A 16,779-nucleotide genomic window follows, 5' to 3' on the forward strand; every position below is an offset into this window, starting at 1 on the left:
CTACGAAAAATGCGCCAACCCTTTGTAGGGGCGCCATTTATGGCGACCAGGTGCGCATCCCTGCGCACCTGAAACCGTTAAGAAACCCGCTTCTGGCTGCGCAGCAGCGCCAGGCCGCTTAACACCGACATCGCCATCAGATAATAGCCGGGCGCCAGGCTGGTACCAGTCGCGCTAATCAGCAGTGTACAAATCAGCGGTGCAAAGCCACCAAACACCGTCACCGCCACGTTATAGCTGATCGCCATGCCGCTGGCGCGCGTACCAATCGGGAACAGATCCGCCATCACTGATGGCACCGTCGAGAAATAGATCGATTTCAGCAGCGCCATCCAGCACACCAGCAAAATCAGGGTAGTCGGCGTGGTGTGATCAACCACCAGCTTAAATGCCGGATAGATGGTAACGATCAGCAGAATCAACGATCCCCACATTAGCGGCACGCGTCCTACGCGCTCTGCCCATAACCCCATGATTGGCGTGACCACCGTCAGAATCACGCCCGCCAACAAGGTGGCGGTAAACGCTACGCTGCCTGACAAGTGCAGATTTTTAGTGGCGTAAGTCGGCACATAGTTGAGCATGTAGTTCACCGCAGTCGAGATCACCATCAGGCCGATTGCCAACAGCATCAACTCCTTCTGGCGGCCAAACAGACTCTTTAGCGGCGCGGCTTCCGGTTTATGCTCAGCAAAGCTCGCTGGTTCATGCACGTGACGTCGGATATAGATCCCCAGCGGACCAATCAGCAGGCCGAAGGCGAACGGAATGCGCCATCCCCAATCCTGAATCTGGCTTTCGGTGAGAATCTGCGTCAATCCAAGGCCAAACGCTGATGCCATCAATGTACTGGCGCCCTGCGTGGCGAACTGCCAGCTGGCGATAAAGGCTTTACGCTCCGGGAAATGCTCAACCAGGAACGCCGTCGAGCTGCCAAATTCACCGCCGGCAGAGAAACCCTGCACCAGACGCGCCAGCAAAATCAGCAGTGGCGCCATCAGGCCAATGCTGCTGTAGCTCGGCATAAAGGTGATGACTGCACCGCCGAGCATCATCAGGTTAATCGATAACAGCAGCGCTTTTTTACGTCCGTGGCGATCGGCATAGTTGCCCAGCACAATCGCGCCGAGCGGACGAATCAGGAATGACACGCCAAAACTACCAAAGGTCAGCAACATCGAGACCGACGGATCGCTGGTGGGAAAGAAGGCATGCGCAATGTAGCTGGCAAAAAAGCCGTACACAGCGATATCAAACCACTCCAGCGCATTACCGATACAGGTGGCGAACAGCGTTTTGTGCAGATTGGGTTTTGCCGCGCTCAACGGCATCGCCGTATTCAATGTACTCATTGGCCACCTCCTACGTGCGCACGATGCTGCGCCACCAGTTCCGTTCCCTGCTCGCCGAGATCCCACAGCAGACGCGTCATGATCTGCAAACCTTCGCGGGCAATCGATTTCAACATATGCTCGTTAACGCCATGCTGGCCGCAGGCCGGATACGAATGCGGAACCCACAAGGTGGGCAAGCCGAGAATGTCAGAGAACACTTCATTGGGCAGCGAACCGCCGAGGTTAGGCAGCAGCGCCGGTTTCTTGCCGCTGGTTTCCGCCATGCTGCTAAGAACCCAATTGACCAGCGGATCGGTGGGATCAAGGCGTGTCGCGGGCGATCCGCGCATAAACTCCACGTCCACATAGTCAAAACCGTGCTCTTGCAGATGGGCGCGCACATGCTGGGCGAGGTTTTCCCAATCGGTGCCCACCACAAAACGCAGCTGACAAACCGCCGTAGCACTGCCCGGAATGGCATTCATTGGACGTGCCGGATTGCCGGTGAGGAATGACAACACTTCCAGCGTGTTCCAGCCATACAGGCGTTCGGTCGGCGTCAGTCCCGGCTCGCCCCAGTTCACGTCAATGTCGGGATCGCCCGGCATGCCGCCGACTTCGATATCGCTCAGAATATCGCGCACCTGCGGCGTCAGAGAGTTAGGTTTCAGCGCCTCAACCTGTAACACGCCCTGTGCGTTGACTAGCGAGGCGATGGCGTTGGCCAACTGCGTACCCGGATTGCTCAGCAATCCGCCCCAGTTGCCGGAGTGATAGGCGTTGTCTCGCGCGTTAACGCTCAAACGGAAGTTAACCGCACCACGTGAGCCCAGAAACAGCGTGGGACGAATCGCGTTGAGGCGCGGACCGTCTGAGGCGATAAACAGATCGGCTTGCAGCAATTCGCCATGCTGCTGGCACAACTGCGCCAGTCCCGGCGAGCTGATCTCTTCGCCCATCTCAAACAGCATTTTGCAGTTGAAGCCCAGGCTGCCACCGCGCAACTGATACACCTGCTCCAGCGCCGCCAGATTGACAGAGTGCTGGCCCTTGTTATCGGCGCTGCCGCGCGCATACCAGCGATCGCCCTCTTCAACCATCTGCCACGGCGATAAGCCGTCGCGCCAGTTTTCATCGTCACCAAACACCACATCGCCGTGACCATAGCTGAGCAAGGTTGGCAGCTGCAGATTTTCAATGCGTACCGCCACGAGGAACGGTCGATTAGCGGCTTCCGGGTTGTCGATGAAGTGCAAAGTAAAGCCCAGTGCAATCAGCTGCGGGCCGATCTCATCCTGCAAATAACGCTGTAGCTCGCTGTCACGATCCTCGCGCTGGCTTTCGGTGCGTTGCGCCACACGACGCGCCAAAATACGTTGAAATTCCCCGCTGTCAAAATAAGCGGTGGCCTGTTGAACCGCCTGTTGTGCTGTCATGTTTGCCCTGTCTTTTATTGTTTTGTCGTTAATTCATCTTTGCGGAAACGCTGCTTTGCCACAATTATCAATTTATCGAGTAAGATTTGCTTTTATGGCAAAGCTAGCCTGCCCGATTTCGAGGCATGCACCACCATGAGGCACCCGCATGTTAAGCAGTGAAATCCGCTATTTTCTCGCCGTCGCCAATACCGGCTCGCTCAGCGCCGCCAGCGAACAGCTGTTTGTGGCGGTGTCGGCGATCAGTCGACAAATTCAGCGACTGGAGAATCAGGTTGGCGTGCCGCTGTTTGCACGTCATGCGCGCGGCATGGTGTTGAATGAAGCGGGCGAGATTTTCGCGCATCACGTACGTAAGAACCTGCTTGATATGGAGTACGCGCTGGCGGAGATTAAGGGGCTAAAAGCGGTGCGCCGCACGCTGATCCGCGTGGCCTGCACCGATGGGCTGGCGTTTACGCTGCTACCCCGTTTGATCGCGGATTTCCGCAATGACAATCCGGGCGTGCTGTTTGATGTGAAAGTCGCCAGCACCCAAGGCGTGGCGGAAGCACTGCGCAACGGCGAGTGTGACGTAGCGCTGCAGTTTAGTCTGCACGCTGAACGCGGCGTCGAAGTGATGGGTTCGTGGCCGGCACCGGTATTAATCGTTATGCATCAAACGCATCCGCTGGCGACTGCGCCGCAGGTCACGCTCGCCGATCTCAGCCACTATCCGCTGGCCTTGCCGCAGCAAAACACCACCGTGCGGCAACTGTTCGAACTCGCCAGCCACATGAATGGCAGCCTGGTCGAGCCAGTGATGACCTGCGATACCTTTTCGATGCTGTTTCAATTTTTGCTGCGTACGCCGCAGGCAGTGACGATTTGCAGCGCCTTCACCGTGCTGCAGGAGGCTGAAACGCACGGTTTGATTTTGCGCTCGGTAGGCATCGATCAGCTGAGCCAGCGCACTTTGCAGCTGCAGACGCAATCAGGGCGACCTCGCAGTGCCGCCCTGAATGTGTTTCTCTCTTTTTTACTGCAACAGCTGGACGCGTTAGAGGAACCGCTGCGCCAGCGCTGGAAGCCGTAACTTAGTTCTTGATATCCACCGGATAGAAGATGTGTTTACCGAACGGATCAACCTGATAACCGCTCACCGACTTGCGTACCGGCTCAAAGATGGTTGAGTGAGCAATCATCACTGCGGGCATTTGGTCATGCATGATCTGCTGCGCTTGCTGATACAGCGCCACGCGTTTGTCGTGATTCTGCTCGGCACGCGCTTCGGTGATGATCTTCTCGAACGGCTGATAACACCATTTCGATGAGTTGGAGCCGCCATTCGCTGAGGTGCAGCTGTAGAGCGGACCGAAGAAGTTATCCGGATCGCCGGTCGCCGTGGTCCAGCCCATCAGCGCCGCCTGATGCTCGCCGCCCTTCACGCGCTTAAGGTATTCGCCCCACTCATAGCTGACGATATTGGCTTTGATGCCCACTTTGGCCCAGTCCGCCTGAATCATCTCCGCCATACGTCGCGCGTTCGGATTATACGGTCGCTGAACTGGCATCGCCCACAAGGCGATTTCGGTGCCTGGCTTAATTCCTGCTTCCTGCAGCAGCTCTTTGGCTTTCTGCGGATCGTAGTCGTAATCCTTCAGATCTTTATCCGCACTCCACACATCCGGCGGCAGGATGTTTTTCGCCACCGTGCCGGTGCCCTTAAAAATGGCATCGATGATTGCCTGCTTGTTGATTGCCATCGCCAGCGCCTGACGCACCTTCACGTTATCCAGCGGCGCTTTGGTGGTGTTGAACGACAGGAAACCGGTATTCAGGCCCGATTTCTGTTGCAGCGTTAAATCGGGATTGGTGCGCATCTTCTCCAGATCGGCCGGATTGGGGAACGGCATAATCTGGCACTCGTTTTTTTCCAGCTTGGCGTAACGCACCGAGGCGTCCGGCGTGATGGAGAAGACAATGCGATCGAGTTTCGCCTTGCCTTGCCAGTATTCCGGGAAGGCTTTGTAGAGGATGCGTGAATCTTTTTGATACTGCACCAGCTCAAACGGTCCAGTGCCAATCGGTTCCATATCGACTTTTTCTGGCGTGCCGGCTTTCAACATCTGGTCGGCGTATTCTGCCGAATGGATCGAGGCAAAATACCAGGCTAAGTCTGCAAGAAACGGCGCTTCAGCGTGAGCTAAGGTGATGCGCACGGTATTGTCATCGACCTTCTCAATGCTGGTGATCAGCTTGGCCAGCTCAAGGCTTTCGAAGTTGGCGTAGTTACCGCCGGAGACATTGTGGTACGGGTTTTTGGGGTCCATCTGGCGCATAAACGAGAAGATTACGTCGTCGGCGTTGAAATCGCGCGACGGCTTAAACAGCTTGCTGCTCTGGAATTTCACCCCTTTGCGCAGATGGAAGGTGTAGACCTTGCCATCCGGGCTAATATCCCAGCCCTCCGCGAGGCTGGGCACCAGTTCGGTGGTGCCTGGCGTAAAGTCTACCAGGCGGTTAAAAATCGGTACTGCGCTGGCATCGACGCTGGTCCCCGAGGTGTACAACTGCGGGTTGAAGTTCTCTGGCGATCCTTCAGAACAGTAAACCAGCGTTTTTGCCGAAACCCCGCCCGCGACCGCCAAGCCGATTGCCGTGAGAGTGAGATTTGCCATCATTTTTTTCATCATGATCCTCGCTTTTTATTGACTTCCATGAGTCTGCTTCGTTATTTAATGTTCATCTGATTAATAAATAACATGATTTAACCAGCACGCGTACTACAGACGCCGCAATGCTAATAAGGAATTGTGATGACAGACCAACTTGCCAGCCAATTGACCCAGCGTTTCTACCGTTATCTGGCGGTTTCCAGCCAGAGCGATGCCAAATCAACCACGCTGCCGAGTACGCCGTCCCAACATGCGATGGCAGAGTTACTGGCAAAGGAGCTGGGCGAACTGGGATTACAGGATATTGTGATTGACCAGCACGCCACGGTCACGGCGGTGAAACCCGGCAATCGCCCTGATGCGCCGCGCATCGGTTTTATCACCCACATCGATACCGTGGATGTCGGACTCTCGCCGGACATCCATCCGCAAACCCTCACGTTCACCGGCGAGGATCTGTGCCTCAACAGCACGCAGGACATCTGGCTGCGCGTGGCGGAACATCCAGAGATCAAACCCTATCTTGGTCAGGAAATTATCTTCAGCGACGGTACCAGCGTGCTGGGCGCCGACAACAAAGCCGCAGTAACGGTGGTGATGACGCTGCTGGAGAACCTGCGTGGCGATCACGGTGATATCGTGGTGGCGTTTGTGCCCGATGAAGAGATTGGCCTGCGCGGCGCCAAAGCGCTCGATCTGGAGCAGCGCTTTAACGTCGATTTCGCCTGGACTATCGACTGCTGCGAATTGGGTGAAGTGGTGTATGAAAACTTCAATGCCGCCGCCGCTGAGCTTGTGTTTACCGGCGTGCCGGCGCATCCGATGTCGGGCAAAGGCGTGTTAGTCAATCCGCTGCTGATGGCACATGACTTCATCTCGCGCTTTGATCGCTTAAAAACCCCCGAACATACCGAAGGCCGCGAAGGCTATATCTGGTTCAATGATATGAATGCCAACGCCAGCCGCGCGGTGTTGAAAGCCTCAATTCGTGATTTTGATTTGCAGGGTTTTGACGCGAAGAAACAGCAACTGGTGGAAGTGGCCGATGAAATCGCCGCGCGATATCCCACCGGCCATGTGGCGCTGACGATTAACGACACTTACAGCAATATCAGTAATGCGATTGGTGAGGATCGTCGCGCGATTGATTTGATTTTTGCCGCGCTGCAGCAGGTGGGCGTGGAGCCGAAAGTGATCCCGATGCGCGGCGGCACCGACGGCGCAGCGCTGTCAGCAAAAGGATTACTGACGCCGAACTTCTTCACCGGCGCGCACAATTTCCATTCGCGCTTTGAGTTTTTGCCGGTTCCCTCGTTTGTGAAGTCGTATCAGGTTGCTGAAGCGCTGTGTTATTTAGCGGCGAAATAAAACCAAAAAGGTCGTCATAAATGACGACCCTACGGTTGGATTGGGGTCGCCAAACATGGCGACCTTTTTAACGTTATTTGCTGGCTGAAACATCAATCCCAGGGAAGAATTTTTCCGCCAGTTTAGTGACGGTGCCATCGGTCTGCACCTTAGTGATTGCCGCATCCAGCTCTTGTTTCAGTTTGGCATCGCCTTTACGCAGGCCAAAACCAATACCGGTACCGAGAATGGTGTCATCTTCTACCGGCTTGCCGACAAAGGTGAAACCTTTACCCTGCGGCTTTTCGAGGAAGCCTGATTGACCCGCAGCAGACATCACCAGCGTACCGTCAAGACGACCCGCAACCATGTCGTTGTAAACCTGGTTCTGATCCTGATAAGAAGTCACCGTAACGCCCTGCGCTTCCCAGTGTTTCTTGGCATAGGTTTCCTGAATCGAACCCTGCAGCACACCGATGTTTTTGCCTTTCAGTGATTCGGCGGTTGGCAGCAGCTTCTCGCCCTCTTTCACGATCAGCATGGTCGGAATGCGGTAGATCGGTTTGGTGAAGTCGATGCTTTTTGCACGCGCTTCGGTGATGTTCATCGCGGAGTTGATGGCATCAAATTTTTTCGCCTGCAGAGCTGGAATCAGCGCATCGAAGCTGCTTTCCACCCATTTACAGTCGAAGTTACCTACCTGGCAAATCGCTTTACCCAGTTCGATATCGAAACCTTCCAGTTCGCCCTGCGCGTTGCGGCTCTCAAATGGCGGATACTGAGATTCCAAACCATAGCGTAAGGTTTCCTGCGCCAGCGCGTGCGCCGAGGTCAGCATGCCCAGAGCGACAAACAGTGCGTTCAATTTTTTCATTATATTTACCCCTAAGTTACCCTTTGACCTGGCAGAGCGCTTCTGCACCGGCCTGAAGTGTTGCGTCGTCTTTTGCGAATGACAGGCGAATTAATTTATTGTCAGTGCCGTCCATATAAAACGCCGACAACGGAATGGTGGCCACACCGTGATCGACGATGAGACGTTTTACCATTTCGCTATCACTTTCGTCACTGAAATGTCCGTAGCTGGCCAACATAAAGAAGGAACCGGCGCTCGGTAGCAGCTTAAATGGCGAATCCTGCATCAACGTCAGCAGGCGATCGCGTTTCTCCTGATAGAACGGTGACAGCTGCAGATAGTTTTGCGGGTTTTGCAGATAGTGAGCAAATCCGACCTGCATCGGCGTATCGGCGGCGTACATCATGAACTGATGGACTTTGACGATCTCTTCCATCAGCGCGGCCGGTGCCAGTGCATAACCCACACGCCAGCCGGTTACGTGGAAGGTTTTGCCAAAGGATGAAACCACCACGCTGCGCTGCGCCAGTTCCGGATGCGTTGCCATGCCGCAGTGCTTGCGGCCATCAAACAGAATATGTTCGTAGACTTCGTCAGACAGCACCACGATATCGGTGTTGCGCGTCAACGCGGCTAACTGATCCAGATCCGCCGCTGACAGCACCTGCGCGCTAGGGTTGTGCGGCGTATTGATAATGATCATGCGGGTGCGTGGCGTAATTGTGGCACGCAGTTCGTCCCAGTTGATAGCGAAATCAGGCACCTGCAACTTCAGGCCAATTGGCGTAGCGCCTTGCAGACGCACCACCGGCGCGTAGCTGTCAAAAGCCGGTTCGAAGAAGATTACTTCATCGCCCGCATGTACCAGCGCGGAAATCGCCATGTAAATACCCTGGCTGGCGCTGCCGGTGATCAGCACTTCGCTGCCGGCATCATATTGCTGGCCATACAGCGTGTGCACTTTCTCCGCCAGCGCTTCACGCAGTGACGGCAGTCCGGTCATCGAGGCGTATTGGTTATGACCGTCGCGCATCGCCTTACTCACCAGCTCAACCAGGTGCGGATCGCATGGGAAGTTGGGTGCGCCCTGCGACAGATTGATGGCTTTGTGTTGCGCCGACAGCTGGCCGATGACGCTAAAAATCGTCGTGCCGACATCGGGCTGTTTGGAAGAGATGTTAACACTGCTATTCAGGGTCATCGGTGCCTCGTGAGGTTGCATAACCACGTATCGAAAGTAGATTTCTATTCAACGGCGTGCGGCTTGAGTCGACAAGCGAATTGTTGTCATAATAGCCATGATTAAAAATCATAGCTTGAGGTTGTTATGTCCCGCTCTGCTCTGCCGCTCAATGCCATTTACGCGTTTCTGGTGACCGCACGCCATCTCAACCTGACGCGAGCCGCCAGCGAACTGTGCATCACCCAAGGCGCAGTGAGCCGTAAAATCGCCACGTTAGAAAGCTGGCTGGGATTCGCGCTGTTTACCCGTCACGCTCGCGGCCTGCATCTCACCGAACAGGGCGCAGCGCTGCTGCCGGAATTGCAGCAAGGTTTTGCCATGCTGGTGAATGCCACAGAAAAAGCCAGCCGCAGCAATGCCGCCATTCGCCTGAAAGCGCCCACCTGCGCCATGCGCTGGCTGGTGCCGCGTCTGGTGGCGCTGGAACAACAGCGTCCGGATATTCACGTGGCGTTAACCACCACGCTCGATCATGGATCGCAACTGGATAATTTTGACGCGGCGATTGTGTTTGGCCCAACGCCCGCCGGATCGATTTGCCTGTTTGAGGAGCGTTTAACGCCGGTGATGGCCAGCAGCGTCACGCCGCCCAACCAGATTGATGAACTGGCGAAGTTTACTTTTTTGCATCCGACACCGGATTCACGTGACTGGCAGCTGTGGCTGGCCGGGCTTGATGCCGCATTGCCGATGGCGCGCAATCAGCATTTCGCCACCATGGATCTGGCGATCAGCGCCGCGATTCAGGGATTTGGCGTCACGGTGGCGGATGTCACCTTGGTGCAGAACGATGTGTTGAATGGCCGATTAATTGCGCCGTTTGCTGCGAGTGTGGCGACCGGCGCAAGCTACAGCCTGTTACAACGGGCGGAAAAAGATGCGCCACCGTTCCTGCCGGAACTGGTGGCGTGGTTATCTGAGGTTTAGAAAGAGACCCATTCGTCAGAGGCTGGTTTCGGCTGCGCGAGACCTGCGCCTGACAACACCGGACGACGTAGCGCGGTTGGCGATACCACGGCCTTGTTCACTGGCGCGCTGTCCGACAAGCGGAATTTCGCCACCGAAGCTTGCAGCTCCTGCGTTTGACGCTCCAGCGCGCTGGCCGCGGCAGAAACCTCTTCAACCAGCGAGGCGTTCTGCTGGGTGACGCTGTCCATTTCGGTGACGGCGGTGCCGACCTGCGAAATGCCTTTGCTCTGCTCTTCCGACGCTGCGGCGATGTGCTTCATGATCTCATTCACATCCTGCACCGACTTAAGAATGTCGTGCATGGTGCTGCCCGCGCTGCTCACCAGCTCCGAACCTTTTTCCACGCGCTGCACGGAATCTTCAATCAGTGTGGCGATCTCTTTCGCCGCACCGGCGCTGCGCTGTGCCAGATTGCGTACCTCGCTGGCTACCACGGCAAAACCTCGACCCTGTTCACCAGCGCGTGCGGCTTCCACCGCGGCATTCAACGCCAGAATGTTGGTCTGGAAGGCGATGCTATTAATCACGCTGGTGATTTCCGCGATCTTCTTCGAGCTGCCGGAGATGCCTTGCATGGTGGTAACCACTTCGCCCACCAACTTGCCGCCCTGCTGCGCGGTGCCGGTGGCGGTTTCTGCCAGCGAACTGGCCTGACGCGCGTTGTCGGCGTTGAACTTCACGGTAGCGGTTAACTGCTCCATGCTGGCCGCCGTTTGCTCCAGCGCGGCCGCCTGCTCTTCGGTGCGCGAAGAGAGATCGTTGTTGCCGGAGGAGATCTCCGCCGCACCACGATAGATGTTTTCGGTTCCACTGCGAATCGCGCTTACCGCTTCGCGCAGGCTGTCCTGCATGGCACGCAGCAGCGGCACCAGTTTACCGACGCAGTTACGGCCAAAATCTTCTACCGGCTGGCTGAGATCGCCCTGCGCAATAATGGAGAAATGATGGCGGATGCGTTCCAGCGGTTTCACCAGCATCGCCACCAAATAGCGATCGGTAAACAGCAGAATGAACAAGCCAATCACTACCGCCACCAGAATGATCACTTTGGTGATGCTGGTGAGCTTATCGACGGTGACGCGCGTCTCATCCAGCTTGCTGCCTGCGGCTTTATTGAAGGCTTCAGCGCTGGCACCAAATGCACGACTGAGCGGCGGCGTGACATTATTGGCTTGCGCGCGATAGGCTTCAATCGTGCCTTGCTGCGCCAGCGAAACCTGTGGGGCGATACCTTCATCCAGCAGTTTTTGCCAGTTGGCGATGACGCTATTGGCGGTCTCCGCGTCCATTGGACCCGGCGCCATGGTTTTAAACTGCGCCAGCAGATCTTTCATATTGTCGAGCGCTTGCTGTACCGGCGCGAACGCATCAGCACTGACTGCACTGCCTGAAGCACGGCCTTCCATCACACGCGACAAACGCGTAACCACACGAAAATATTGATCGTTTCCTTTGCTCAAAACTGTCATTTGATTGACCAGCTGGCGGTCAATCTCGTTGCCCTCGCCGAGGGCATTCAGTGAGTGGACGCTAAACAGCCCAACGGCACACCACAGCAGGCAAAACAGCCCAAGAATGGTGAGCAATACGGCGCGGATGGTGAAATTTTTTAAGATACCCATACATAATCCCGTGGTGTGAAACGCGAAGGAGGCCCGATAAAATCGGGCATATTGCGTTTATCGGCATCGGATGGGGAAAATGTAACGGTTTTGAAAGCTAATTAATTGCTTACTGACGCAGGTGAGGAAAACGCGCTTTGATGATTAATCAGTAAGATAGGCGTGAATTTGCCTTATAAATTCATTTGCCTGCTTAAACCATTAGCAGGCTCATCATAGCTTAACGTGGCTGCGCATCATCAAACGGAACAAACGCAGTCGTCCACGCATAAACCGCGCCTTTACCACCGCCTGGGCTTTGCCCTGATCGCCCAATGCCAGCGTCAGATCTTCGCCCGGTCGCCAGGCGGGCCAATCAACCTCTCCGGGTAAGTGCGCACTGAACTCGCTGACTTCCCGTGCGAAGGTGACCCAATAGGCGCTGACTGCGGCGGCGAACGCTTTATCCTGCTCGCTGTAGCTGCGTTCCGCAGGCGGCGTTAGCGTATCCAGCGTGTTAAAGACATAAGGAATTTCATTGCCGTGCCAGGTGCCGTGCGGATAGAGATCGCGCGCGTTTTCGGAGACGTAATCGAACCAGTAACGCCATGCGGGCATGCCGATATTGTGCTGCGCCTGAGCGACCATCAACGGTAACACCGTGAACGCCATATCGCGCGCCACCGCACGTCCCAGCAGCGCATCATCATGAATATCGTACAGCCATTTCATCAGACGATAACTGACGCGGTTCTTGCTACGCATCTGCCGCAACACCGCCGTGGCATCCACGCCAAAATAGTCCAGCACGCTGGCTTCATCGCTGTTACTGCCAATCATTAATGGGATGCGATGCTGCTTACCACTCATAAAGGTGGTTAACATCGGTTTTGGCAGCACCGCATCGCCGCTGATTGGCACTGGGCCGAGCGCCAGCGGGCGTTCTAACGGCCAGAATTGTTCAGCTGGCAGCTCACGCAACTGCTCGGCGCTGGCATCTTCGGGTAACGAAAAATGCGCCGCGACCTGCAAACCAATCTGTTGTGCCTGCTTTTGCGGGATGTCGGGCAAGCTGTAGGCGCTTTGTACGATGCCTTTGTGAAACAGGGCTTCAGAGAGCGGCGAGCAGCACAGCGATAACACGCTGCGCGCGCCGGAGGATTCACCAAACAGCGTCACGTTATGACGATCGCCGCCAAAGGCAGGAATGTTGCGCTGAATCCACTGCAAGGCGGCAATTTGATCGAGTAAGGCAAAGTTGTTGATCACGCGCCCGGCGGGATATTGCGCATCCAGCGCGGGATGAGAGAAGAAGCCGAAGTGGCCAAGGCGATAGTTGAGCGTTACGACCACCACGCCTTGCGCCGCCAGCGCTTTGCCGCGATAGGGATCGAGATTGCCCGCGCCGATGGCAAAACCGCCGCCGTGCAACCAGACCATCACCGGCAACGGCCGCGATGGCTCGACATCCGGTGTCCAGATATTGAGGTAGAGACAATCTTCACTGAAGTGGCCGGGATCGCCACCGCCAGCGGCCACGCAATAGTCACGGTTCTGCCAGCTTGCCGCACCCCATTCGGTCGCGTCACGCACATCTTGCCACGGCTGAACCGGCTGCGGCGGTCGCCAGCGTAAAGAGCCAGTGGGTGCGGCTGCGTACGGTATTCCTTTGAAGACAAAAAGATCTTCGTCCATCAGGCCTCTGAGTTCACCTTCTGCGGTCATGATCCTCAGACGTCGTTCATTTTTCATCTCGGGTTCCCTGATAATGCATCGTTCCATTATTTGCAGGCCTTGGACGAATGTCCATGTTCTGAAAGCATTTGCAGATTATGCCGAACCGTGGCGCGATTCTTTGAACAACTTCATCAAATATTTTGGCTAACCCCATTGAGACCATTTGTTTTAAGGTTGCAAGTTAACCTGGCGCGACGGAGAAACACCATGTTTGGTGGCATTAACCAGATGTTCAACCGGATGTGCGATCACCCGGACTTCGGCAAACTGCTGTTACGCCTGACTTTTGGCGGATTGCTGCTGTTTCATGGGGCGTTCAAGGTAGTGCATGGCGTGGGCTGGATTGCGCATATGCTCGCCGTCAAAGGGATGCCAGGTTTCATCGCTTACGGTGCTTACATCGGGGAAATAGCGGCACCGTTAATGGTGATCATCGGATTACTGACGCGCCCTGCGGCGTTCATTATTGCGGTGAACATGATTGTTGCGACACTGCTGGTAAAAATGGGCGCTGTCTGGCATCGCACAGATGTCGGTGCCTGGGCGCTGGAGACAGAAGCTCTTTACCTGCTGGGTGCGCTCGCCATTATGTTTTTGGGTGCCGGGAAGTACACGCTGGTGCGTGACTCGCGCTTGCAATAACTAAAATAAAAGCAGCCGGTCTGCTGAATTTTAGACCGGCTGTAACATTTCTTACGCTACGCCACTGCGCTCAAGACTGCGCTGCTGCATCTGCTGATACAACGCCATCTCATCCTGCACAGCTGTACCTAGCGCGCTTTCAAAATCCGCCCGGCTGGCGTTACCCGCGCTGCGCGTTTGCGCCACATCGCCCAGATTTGACTGGAAAATCCCCGCTGCGCTCACCGGCAGGAAATCTTCGTAAACGATCGGTTCGGCGCTCAATCTCCCTTCTGCCAGCAACTGCGTCACGCTTTCGCCCGCGCGTGGCGGCGCTTGCTCACCTTTGTCGGTCAGGCGATAGCGGAACCACGCCAGCTGCTGTTCGCGCAAGGTCTCTTCGTCATCGGGGAAGTCACTAAACACCGCGCTGAGATGTTGCTGGTGATGTTGGTTATCGCTGCCGGTACCGGCTTCGGCTAGCAGACGATCGTAGAGTTCGCGCCCTTTCGGCGTGAGCGCTGCGCCGCGCTGTTCAATCTCACCAAAGCGCGCGGTATGCGTGCCCGGCGTGCCATCATTAAAGTGCACCGCTTCTTCCAGGGCTTTGAAGCTGGTCTGGCGCAGCAGAATCGGCACCTTGCGCTGCGGCGGGCCTTCAATCAAGGTTTTGGGATCGATACCGCGCGAAGGCATCAGCGATTGCACGCGGTCAATATCCAACGTGCGCGGTGTCAAATGATTGATGTGGCAACCGCGGAAACACACCACATCGGCAATCAGACGATGCTGTTGACTCAGCGCGCGATAAGTGGCGCTGTCCACGGTGGTGTGCGCATGCCAGCGGAAAGTTTCCAGCGCTTCCTGCACGAAAGTCGCCGCATCCGCTGCGTTTAAGCCGCCCTGCTGTTGATGCTTAGCGATTAAGGCGCGGCAACCCGGCGTGAATATATCGCGCGCGGCGAGAATCGCAGCGGCCTTCTCGCGCAGCGCCGCATCATCAATCAGTTCGAGACGCAGCAGCGAGGTGAACACGCGGAACGGATTATGCCGCAACGCGCGGTCGCTAACCGGTCGAAACGCCGTGGAGTGCACCGGCACACCGGCTTGCGACAGATCGTAATATCCCACCGCTTCCATGCCCATCACGGCAAACATCTGGCGCAACGTGCTGAGTTCTTCAGCTTTGCCGACGCGAATCGCACCGTGACGCTCGACGCTGAGCCGGCTCAGTTCATCGGCGGCTGACAGACGGTTTTTTAACTCGGGATTGGCTTCCAGCGTACGTTCATTAACGGCGGTGACCAACTGCGTCAGCGTGCCGTATTGCGGCACTTCCTGCTGATACATGGCCGACATTGCCTGCGAGAACAGCGTGCGGATGGCATCGCTGCTGAGAAAGTTTGGCATCATCATCACCTTGGGCTTACGGGTTGTTGCTACTGTAGATCAACCCTTTAGCGGCGGGTAACAATTTCATGGAACTGTGATCGCCTTGTCACTCAGTGAGGTTTGACTGGTCACCAAAGCGACATTTCAGCACCAGCATGATGGTGGTTAATACCGCAGGAATCGCCAGCAGCAGGAAGATTTGACTGAACGTCCAGCCGAGCGTTAACAACTCGGCACCCACAAAGGCGCTGATGATGGCACCGATGCGGCCAACGCCATGCATCCAGCTGGAGCCGGTGGCTCGAGCGTGTGTTGGATAATAACTGGCGGAGAGCGCATTCATGCCGGTGTTGGCACCGTTAAAACAGAAGCCGCTGCAGAAAGCGATGGCGCTCATTAAGCCAACCTGCGCAGGAGAAAAACCCAGCGCCACAATGGCAATGCCGCCGCAGAAATAGATCACCGCCAGTGCCAGATTGGCGTTGATGCGATCCATCAACCAACCAGCAAACAGCGAACCAATGGTTCCACCGGCCTGATACATCGCCGTGACAATCGCCGCTTCCGTCACCGACATGCCAAGCGTGCTGATCAGCGAAGGCATCCAGCTGCCAATCAGGTAAACGAGGAACAGCCCCATAAAGTAGCCACCCCACAACATCAAACTGCCAAACAGATAGCGGCGCGACACCACGGTTGCAACCGAACCTTTGCGTGCGGTTGGCAGTTCAGTGCTTTGGTAATGGCTGCCAGGCTGCACTGTGCCGGGCAACATACGTTCGAGGATGGCGTGAATATGTGCGGCAGGCGCACGACGGCTAATCAGAAAGCGTACCGATTCCGGTAAGCCGCGCACTAAAAAGGGCAGCACCAACAGCGGCAGCACGCCACCCATCAGCATAACGGAGTGCCAGTCATAACGCGGCAACAACCACGAAGCGGCAAAGCCACCGGTTGCGGCACCAAAGGTAAAGCCGCAGAACACCACGGTAATAATGAAGGAGCGGCGGCGTTCGGGCGCGTATTCGGCCACCAGAGTGCCAACGTTAGGCATGGCGGCGCCGAGCCCTAAGCCGGTGAGAAAGCGGAACAGCATCATCTGTTCGATGTTCTGCGCCATCGCCGTGGCCAGCGTCCACAGGCCGAAGAACAATACGCTGATCAGGATCATCACGCGGCGACCATAGCGATCGGCCAGCGGTCCAGCGACCATCGCACCTAATGCCAGACCAATCAACGCCGCGCTGATCACCAGGCCGAGTTGATGATTAGTCACGCCCCAACTGGCTTTTAGCGTGGGCGCAATAAATCCCATTAGCGCAATGTCCATGCCGTCCAGCGCCACTACCACGAAGCACAGCGCGATTAAGCGCTTCTGCCAGCTGCTAAGCGCACTCTTATTGATAAGCTGGCGAACGTCTACTGCTTCAACGCTGGTCACGTAACGACTCCTGCACTTTTACCGTTTAGGGCATCAGTTTTAGTAAAAAAAACGGCGCTTATCATAGCTCATCGTTAACAATATCGGGCACTGTTTTTGGATGTAATTGAGAATTATTCAACATTTACCGAATTATGTTGTTGAT

The 16,779-nt window shown here is 55.9% G+C and carries 13 protein-coding genes; 4 read left to right on the plus strand and 9 right to left on the minus strand.

Features of this window, described 5'->3' with window-relative positions; translation table 11 throughout:
- Positions 1-77: 77 nt before the first annotated feature.
- Both NR302_RS09845 and NR302_RS09850 read right to left on the minus strand, forming a co-directional pair.
- A complete protein-coding gene (locus tag NR302_RS09845) occupies positions 78-1,352 on the minus strand; it encodes an MFS transporter (RefSeq protein WP_179450777.1) in 1,275 nt (424 codons plus the stop codon).
- A complete protein-coding gene (locus NR302_RS09850) occupies positions 1,349-2,770 on the minus strand; it encodes a M20 family metallopeptidase (protein WP_258145143.1) in 1,422 nt (473 codons plus the stop codon). The genes NR302_RS09845 and NR302_RS09850 overlap by 4 nt, the downstream gene beginning before the upstream one ends.
- A gap of 148 nt (positions 2,771-2,918) precedes the next feature.
- On the opposite strand from NR302_RS09850, the gene NR302_RS09855 reads away from it, so the two are divergent.
- Positions 2,919-3,845, plus strand: coding sequence for a LysR family transcriptional regulator (locus NR302_RS09855; RefSeq protein ID WP_008108854.1), 927 nt, complete (start codon positions 2,919-2,921; stop codon positions 3,843-3,845).
- 1 nt (position 3,846) lies between these two features.
- Here the strand turns inward: NR302_RS09855 and NR302_RS09860 are convergent, their stop codons facing one another.
- On the minus strand, positions 3,847-5,442 hold the full coding sequence (locus tag NR302_RS09860) for an ABC transporter substrate-binding protein (protein WP_258145183.1): 1,596 nt from the start codon (positions 5,440-5,442) through the stop codon (positions 3,847-3,849).
- Positions 5,443-5,568: 126 nt separating this feature from the next.
- Here NR302_RS09860 and pepT point away from each other — a divergent pair, with 126 nt between their 5' ends.
- A complete protein-coding gene (gene pepT, locus NR302_RS09865) occupies positions 5,569-6,795 on the plus strand; it encodes a peptidase T (protein WP_154156221.1) in 1,227 nt (408 codons plus the stop codon).
- A gap of 73 nt (positions 6,796-6,868) precedes the next feature.
- On the opposite strand, the gene NR302_RS09870 is transcribed toward pepT, so the two are convergent.
- Positions 6,869-7,648 carry a transporter substrate-binding domain-containing protein gene (locus tag NR302_RS09870; RefSeq protein WP_258145144.1) on the minus strand — a complete coding sequence of 260 codons (780 nt, stop codon included), beginning with the start codon at positions 7,646-7,648 and terminating at the stop codon, positions 6,869-6,871.
- Positions 7,649-7,664: 16 nt separating this feature from the next.
- Positions 7,665-8,831 (minus strand): methionine aminotransferase, encoded by a 1,167-nt coding sequence (locus tag NR302_RS09875; protein WP_258145145.1) that lies wholly within the window; start codon positions 8,829-8,831, stop codon positions 7,665-7,667.
- Between the two features lie 126 nt (positions 8,832-8,957).
- On the opposite strand from NR302_RS09875, the gene NR302_RS09880 reads away from it, so the two are divergent.
- Positions 8,958-9,800: a LysR substrate-binding domain-containing protein gene (locus NR302_RS09880; RefSeq protein WP_258143371.1), complete on the plus strand. Its 843-nt coding sequence runs from the start codon at positions 8,958-8,960 to the stop codon at positions 9,798-9,800.
- On the opposite strand, the gene NR302_RS09885 is transcribed toward NR302_RS09880, so the two are convergent.
- The gene (locus tag NR302_RS09885) at positions 9,797-11,464 is read right to left on the minus strand and encodes a methyl-accepting chemotaxis protein (RefSeq protein WP_258143372.1); all 1,668 of its coding nucleotides are present in this window, start codon (positions 11,462-11,464) and stop codon (positions 9,797-9,799) included. The genes NR302_RS09880 and NR302_RS09885 overlap by 4 nt on opposite strands.
- 213 nt (positions 11,465-11,677) lie before the next feature.
- Entirely contained in the window at positions 11,678-13,195 is a 1,518-nt protein-coding gene (locus NR302_RS09890; protein WP_258143373.1) for a carboxylesterase/lipase family protein, read from the minus strand.
- A 192-nt stretch (positions 13,196-13,387) separates the two neighbouring features.
- On the opposite strand from NR302_RS09890, the gene NR302_RS09895 reads away from it, so the two are divergent.
- Positions 13,388-13,822 (plus strand): DoxX family protein, encoded by a 435-nt coding sequence (locus NR302_RS09895; RefSeq protein ID WP_258143374.1) that lies wholly within the window; start codon positions 13,388-13,390, stop codon positions 13,820-13,822.
- A 51-nt stretch (positions 13,823-13,873) separates the two neighbouring features.
- On the opposite strand, the gene NR302_RS09900 is transcribed toward NR302_RS09895, so the two are convergent.
- The gene (locus tag NR302_RS09900) at positions 13,874-15,211 is read right to left on the minus strand and encodes a VOC family protein (protein ID WP_258143375.1); all 1,338 of its coding nucleotides are present in this window, start codon (positions 15,209-15,211) and stop codon (positions 13,874-13,876) included.
- Positions 15,212-15,299: 88 nt separating this feature from the next.
- The gene (locus NR302_RS09905) at positions 15,300-16,634 is read right to left on the minus strand and encodes an aromatic acid/H+ symport family MFS transporter (protein ID WP_008106385.1); all 1,335 of its coding nucleotides are present in this window, start codon (positions 16,632-16,634) and stop codon (positions 15,300-15,302) included.
- Positions 16,635-16,779: the final 145 nt, after the last annotated feature.

Source organism: Pantoea sp. SOD02 (assembly GCF_024707505.1).
Taxonomy (GTDB): domain Bacteria; phylum Pseudomonadota; class Gammaproteobacteria; order Enterobacterales; family Enterobacteriaceae; genus Pantoea; species Pantoea symbiotica.

Bases quoted from the DNA above. Each gene is read 5' to 3' on its own strand.
- NR302_RS09845 (WP_179450777.1), bottom strand. From the start codon at position 1,352: ATGAGTACATTGAATACGGCGATGCCGTTGAGCGCGGCAAAACCCAAT.
- NR302_RS09850 (WP_258145143.1), bottom strand. From the start codon at position 2,770: ATGACAGCACAACAGGCGGTTCAACAGGCCACCGCTTATTTTGACAGC.
- NR302_RS09855 (WP_008108854.1), top strand. From the start codon at position 2,919: ATGTTAAGCAGTGAAATCCGCTATTTTCTCGCCGTCGCCAATACCGGC.
- NR302_RS09860 (WP_258145183.1), bottom strand. From the start codon at position 5,442: ATGAAAAAAATGATGGCAAATCTCACTCTCACGGCAATCGGCTTGGCG.
- pepT (WP_154156221.1), top strand. From the start codon at position 5,569: ATGACAGACCAACTTGCCAGCCAATTGACCCAGCGTTTCTACCGTTAT.
- NR302_RS09870 (WP_258145144.1), bottom strand. From the start codon at position 7,648: ATGAAAAAATTGAACGCACTGTTTGTCGCTCTGGGCATGCTGACCTCG.
- NR302_RS09875 (WP_258145145.1), bottom strand. From the start codon at position 8,831: ATGACCCTGAATAGCAGTGTTAACATCTCTTCCAAACAGCCCGATGTC.
- NR302_RS09880 (WP_258143371.1), top strand. From the start codon at position 8,958: ATGTCCCGCTCTGCTCTGCCGCTCAATGCCATTTACGCGTTTCTGGTG.
- NR302_RS09885 (WP_258143372.1), bottom strand. From the start codon at position 11,464: ATGGGTATCTTAAAAAATTTCACCATCCGCGCCGTATTGCTCACCATT.
- NR302_RS09890 (WP_258143373.1), bottom strand. From the start codon at position 13,195: ATGAAAAATGAACGACGTCTGAGGATCATGACCGCAGAAGGTGAACTC.
- NR302_RS09895 (WP_258143374.1), top strand. From the start codon at position 13,388: ATGTTTGGTGGCATTAACCAGATGTTCAACCGGATGTGCGATCACCCG.
- NR302_RS09900 (WP_258143375.1), bottom strand. From the start codon at position 15,211: ATGCCAAACTTTCTCAGCAGCGATGCCATCCGCACGCTGTTCTCGCAG.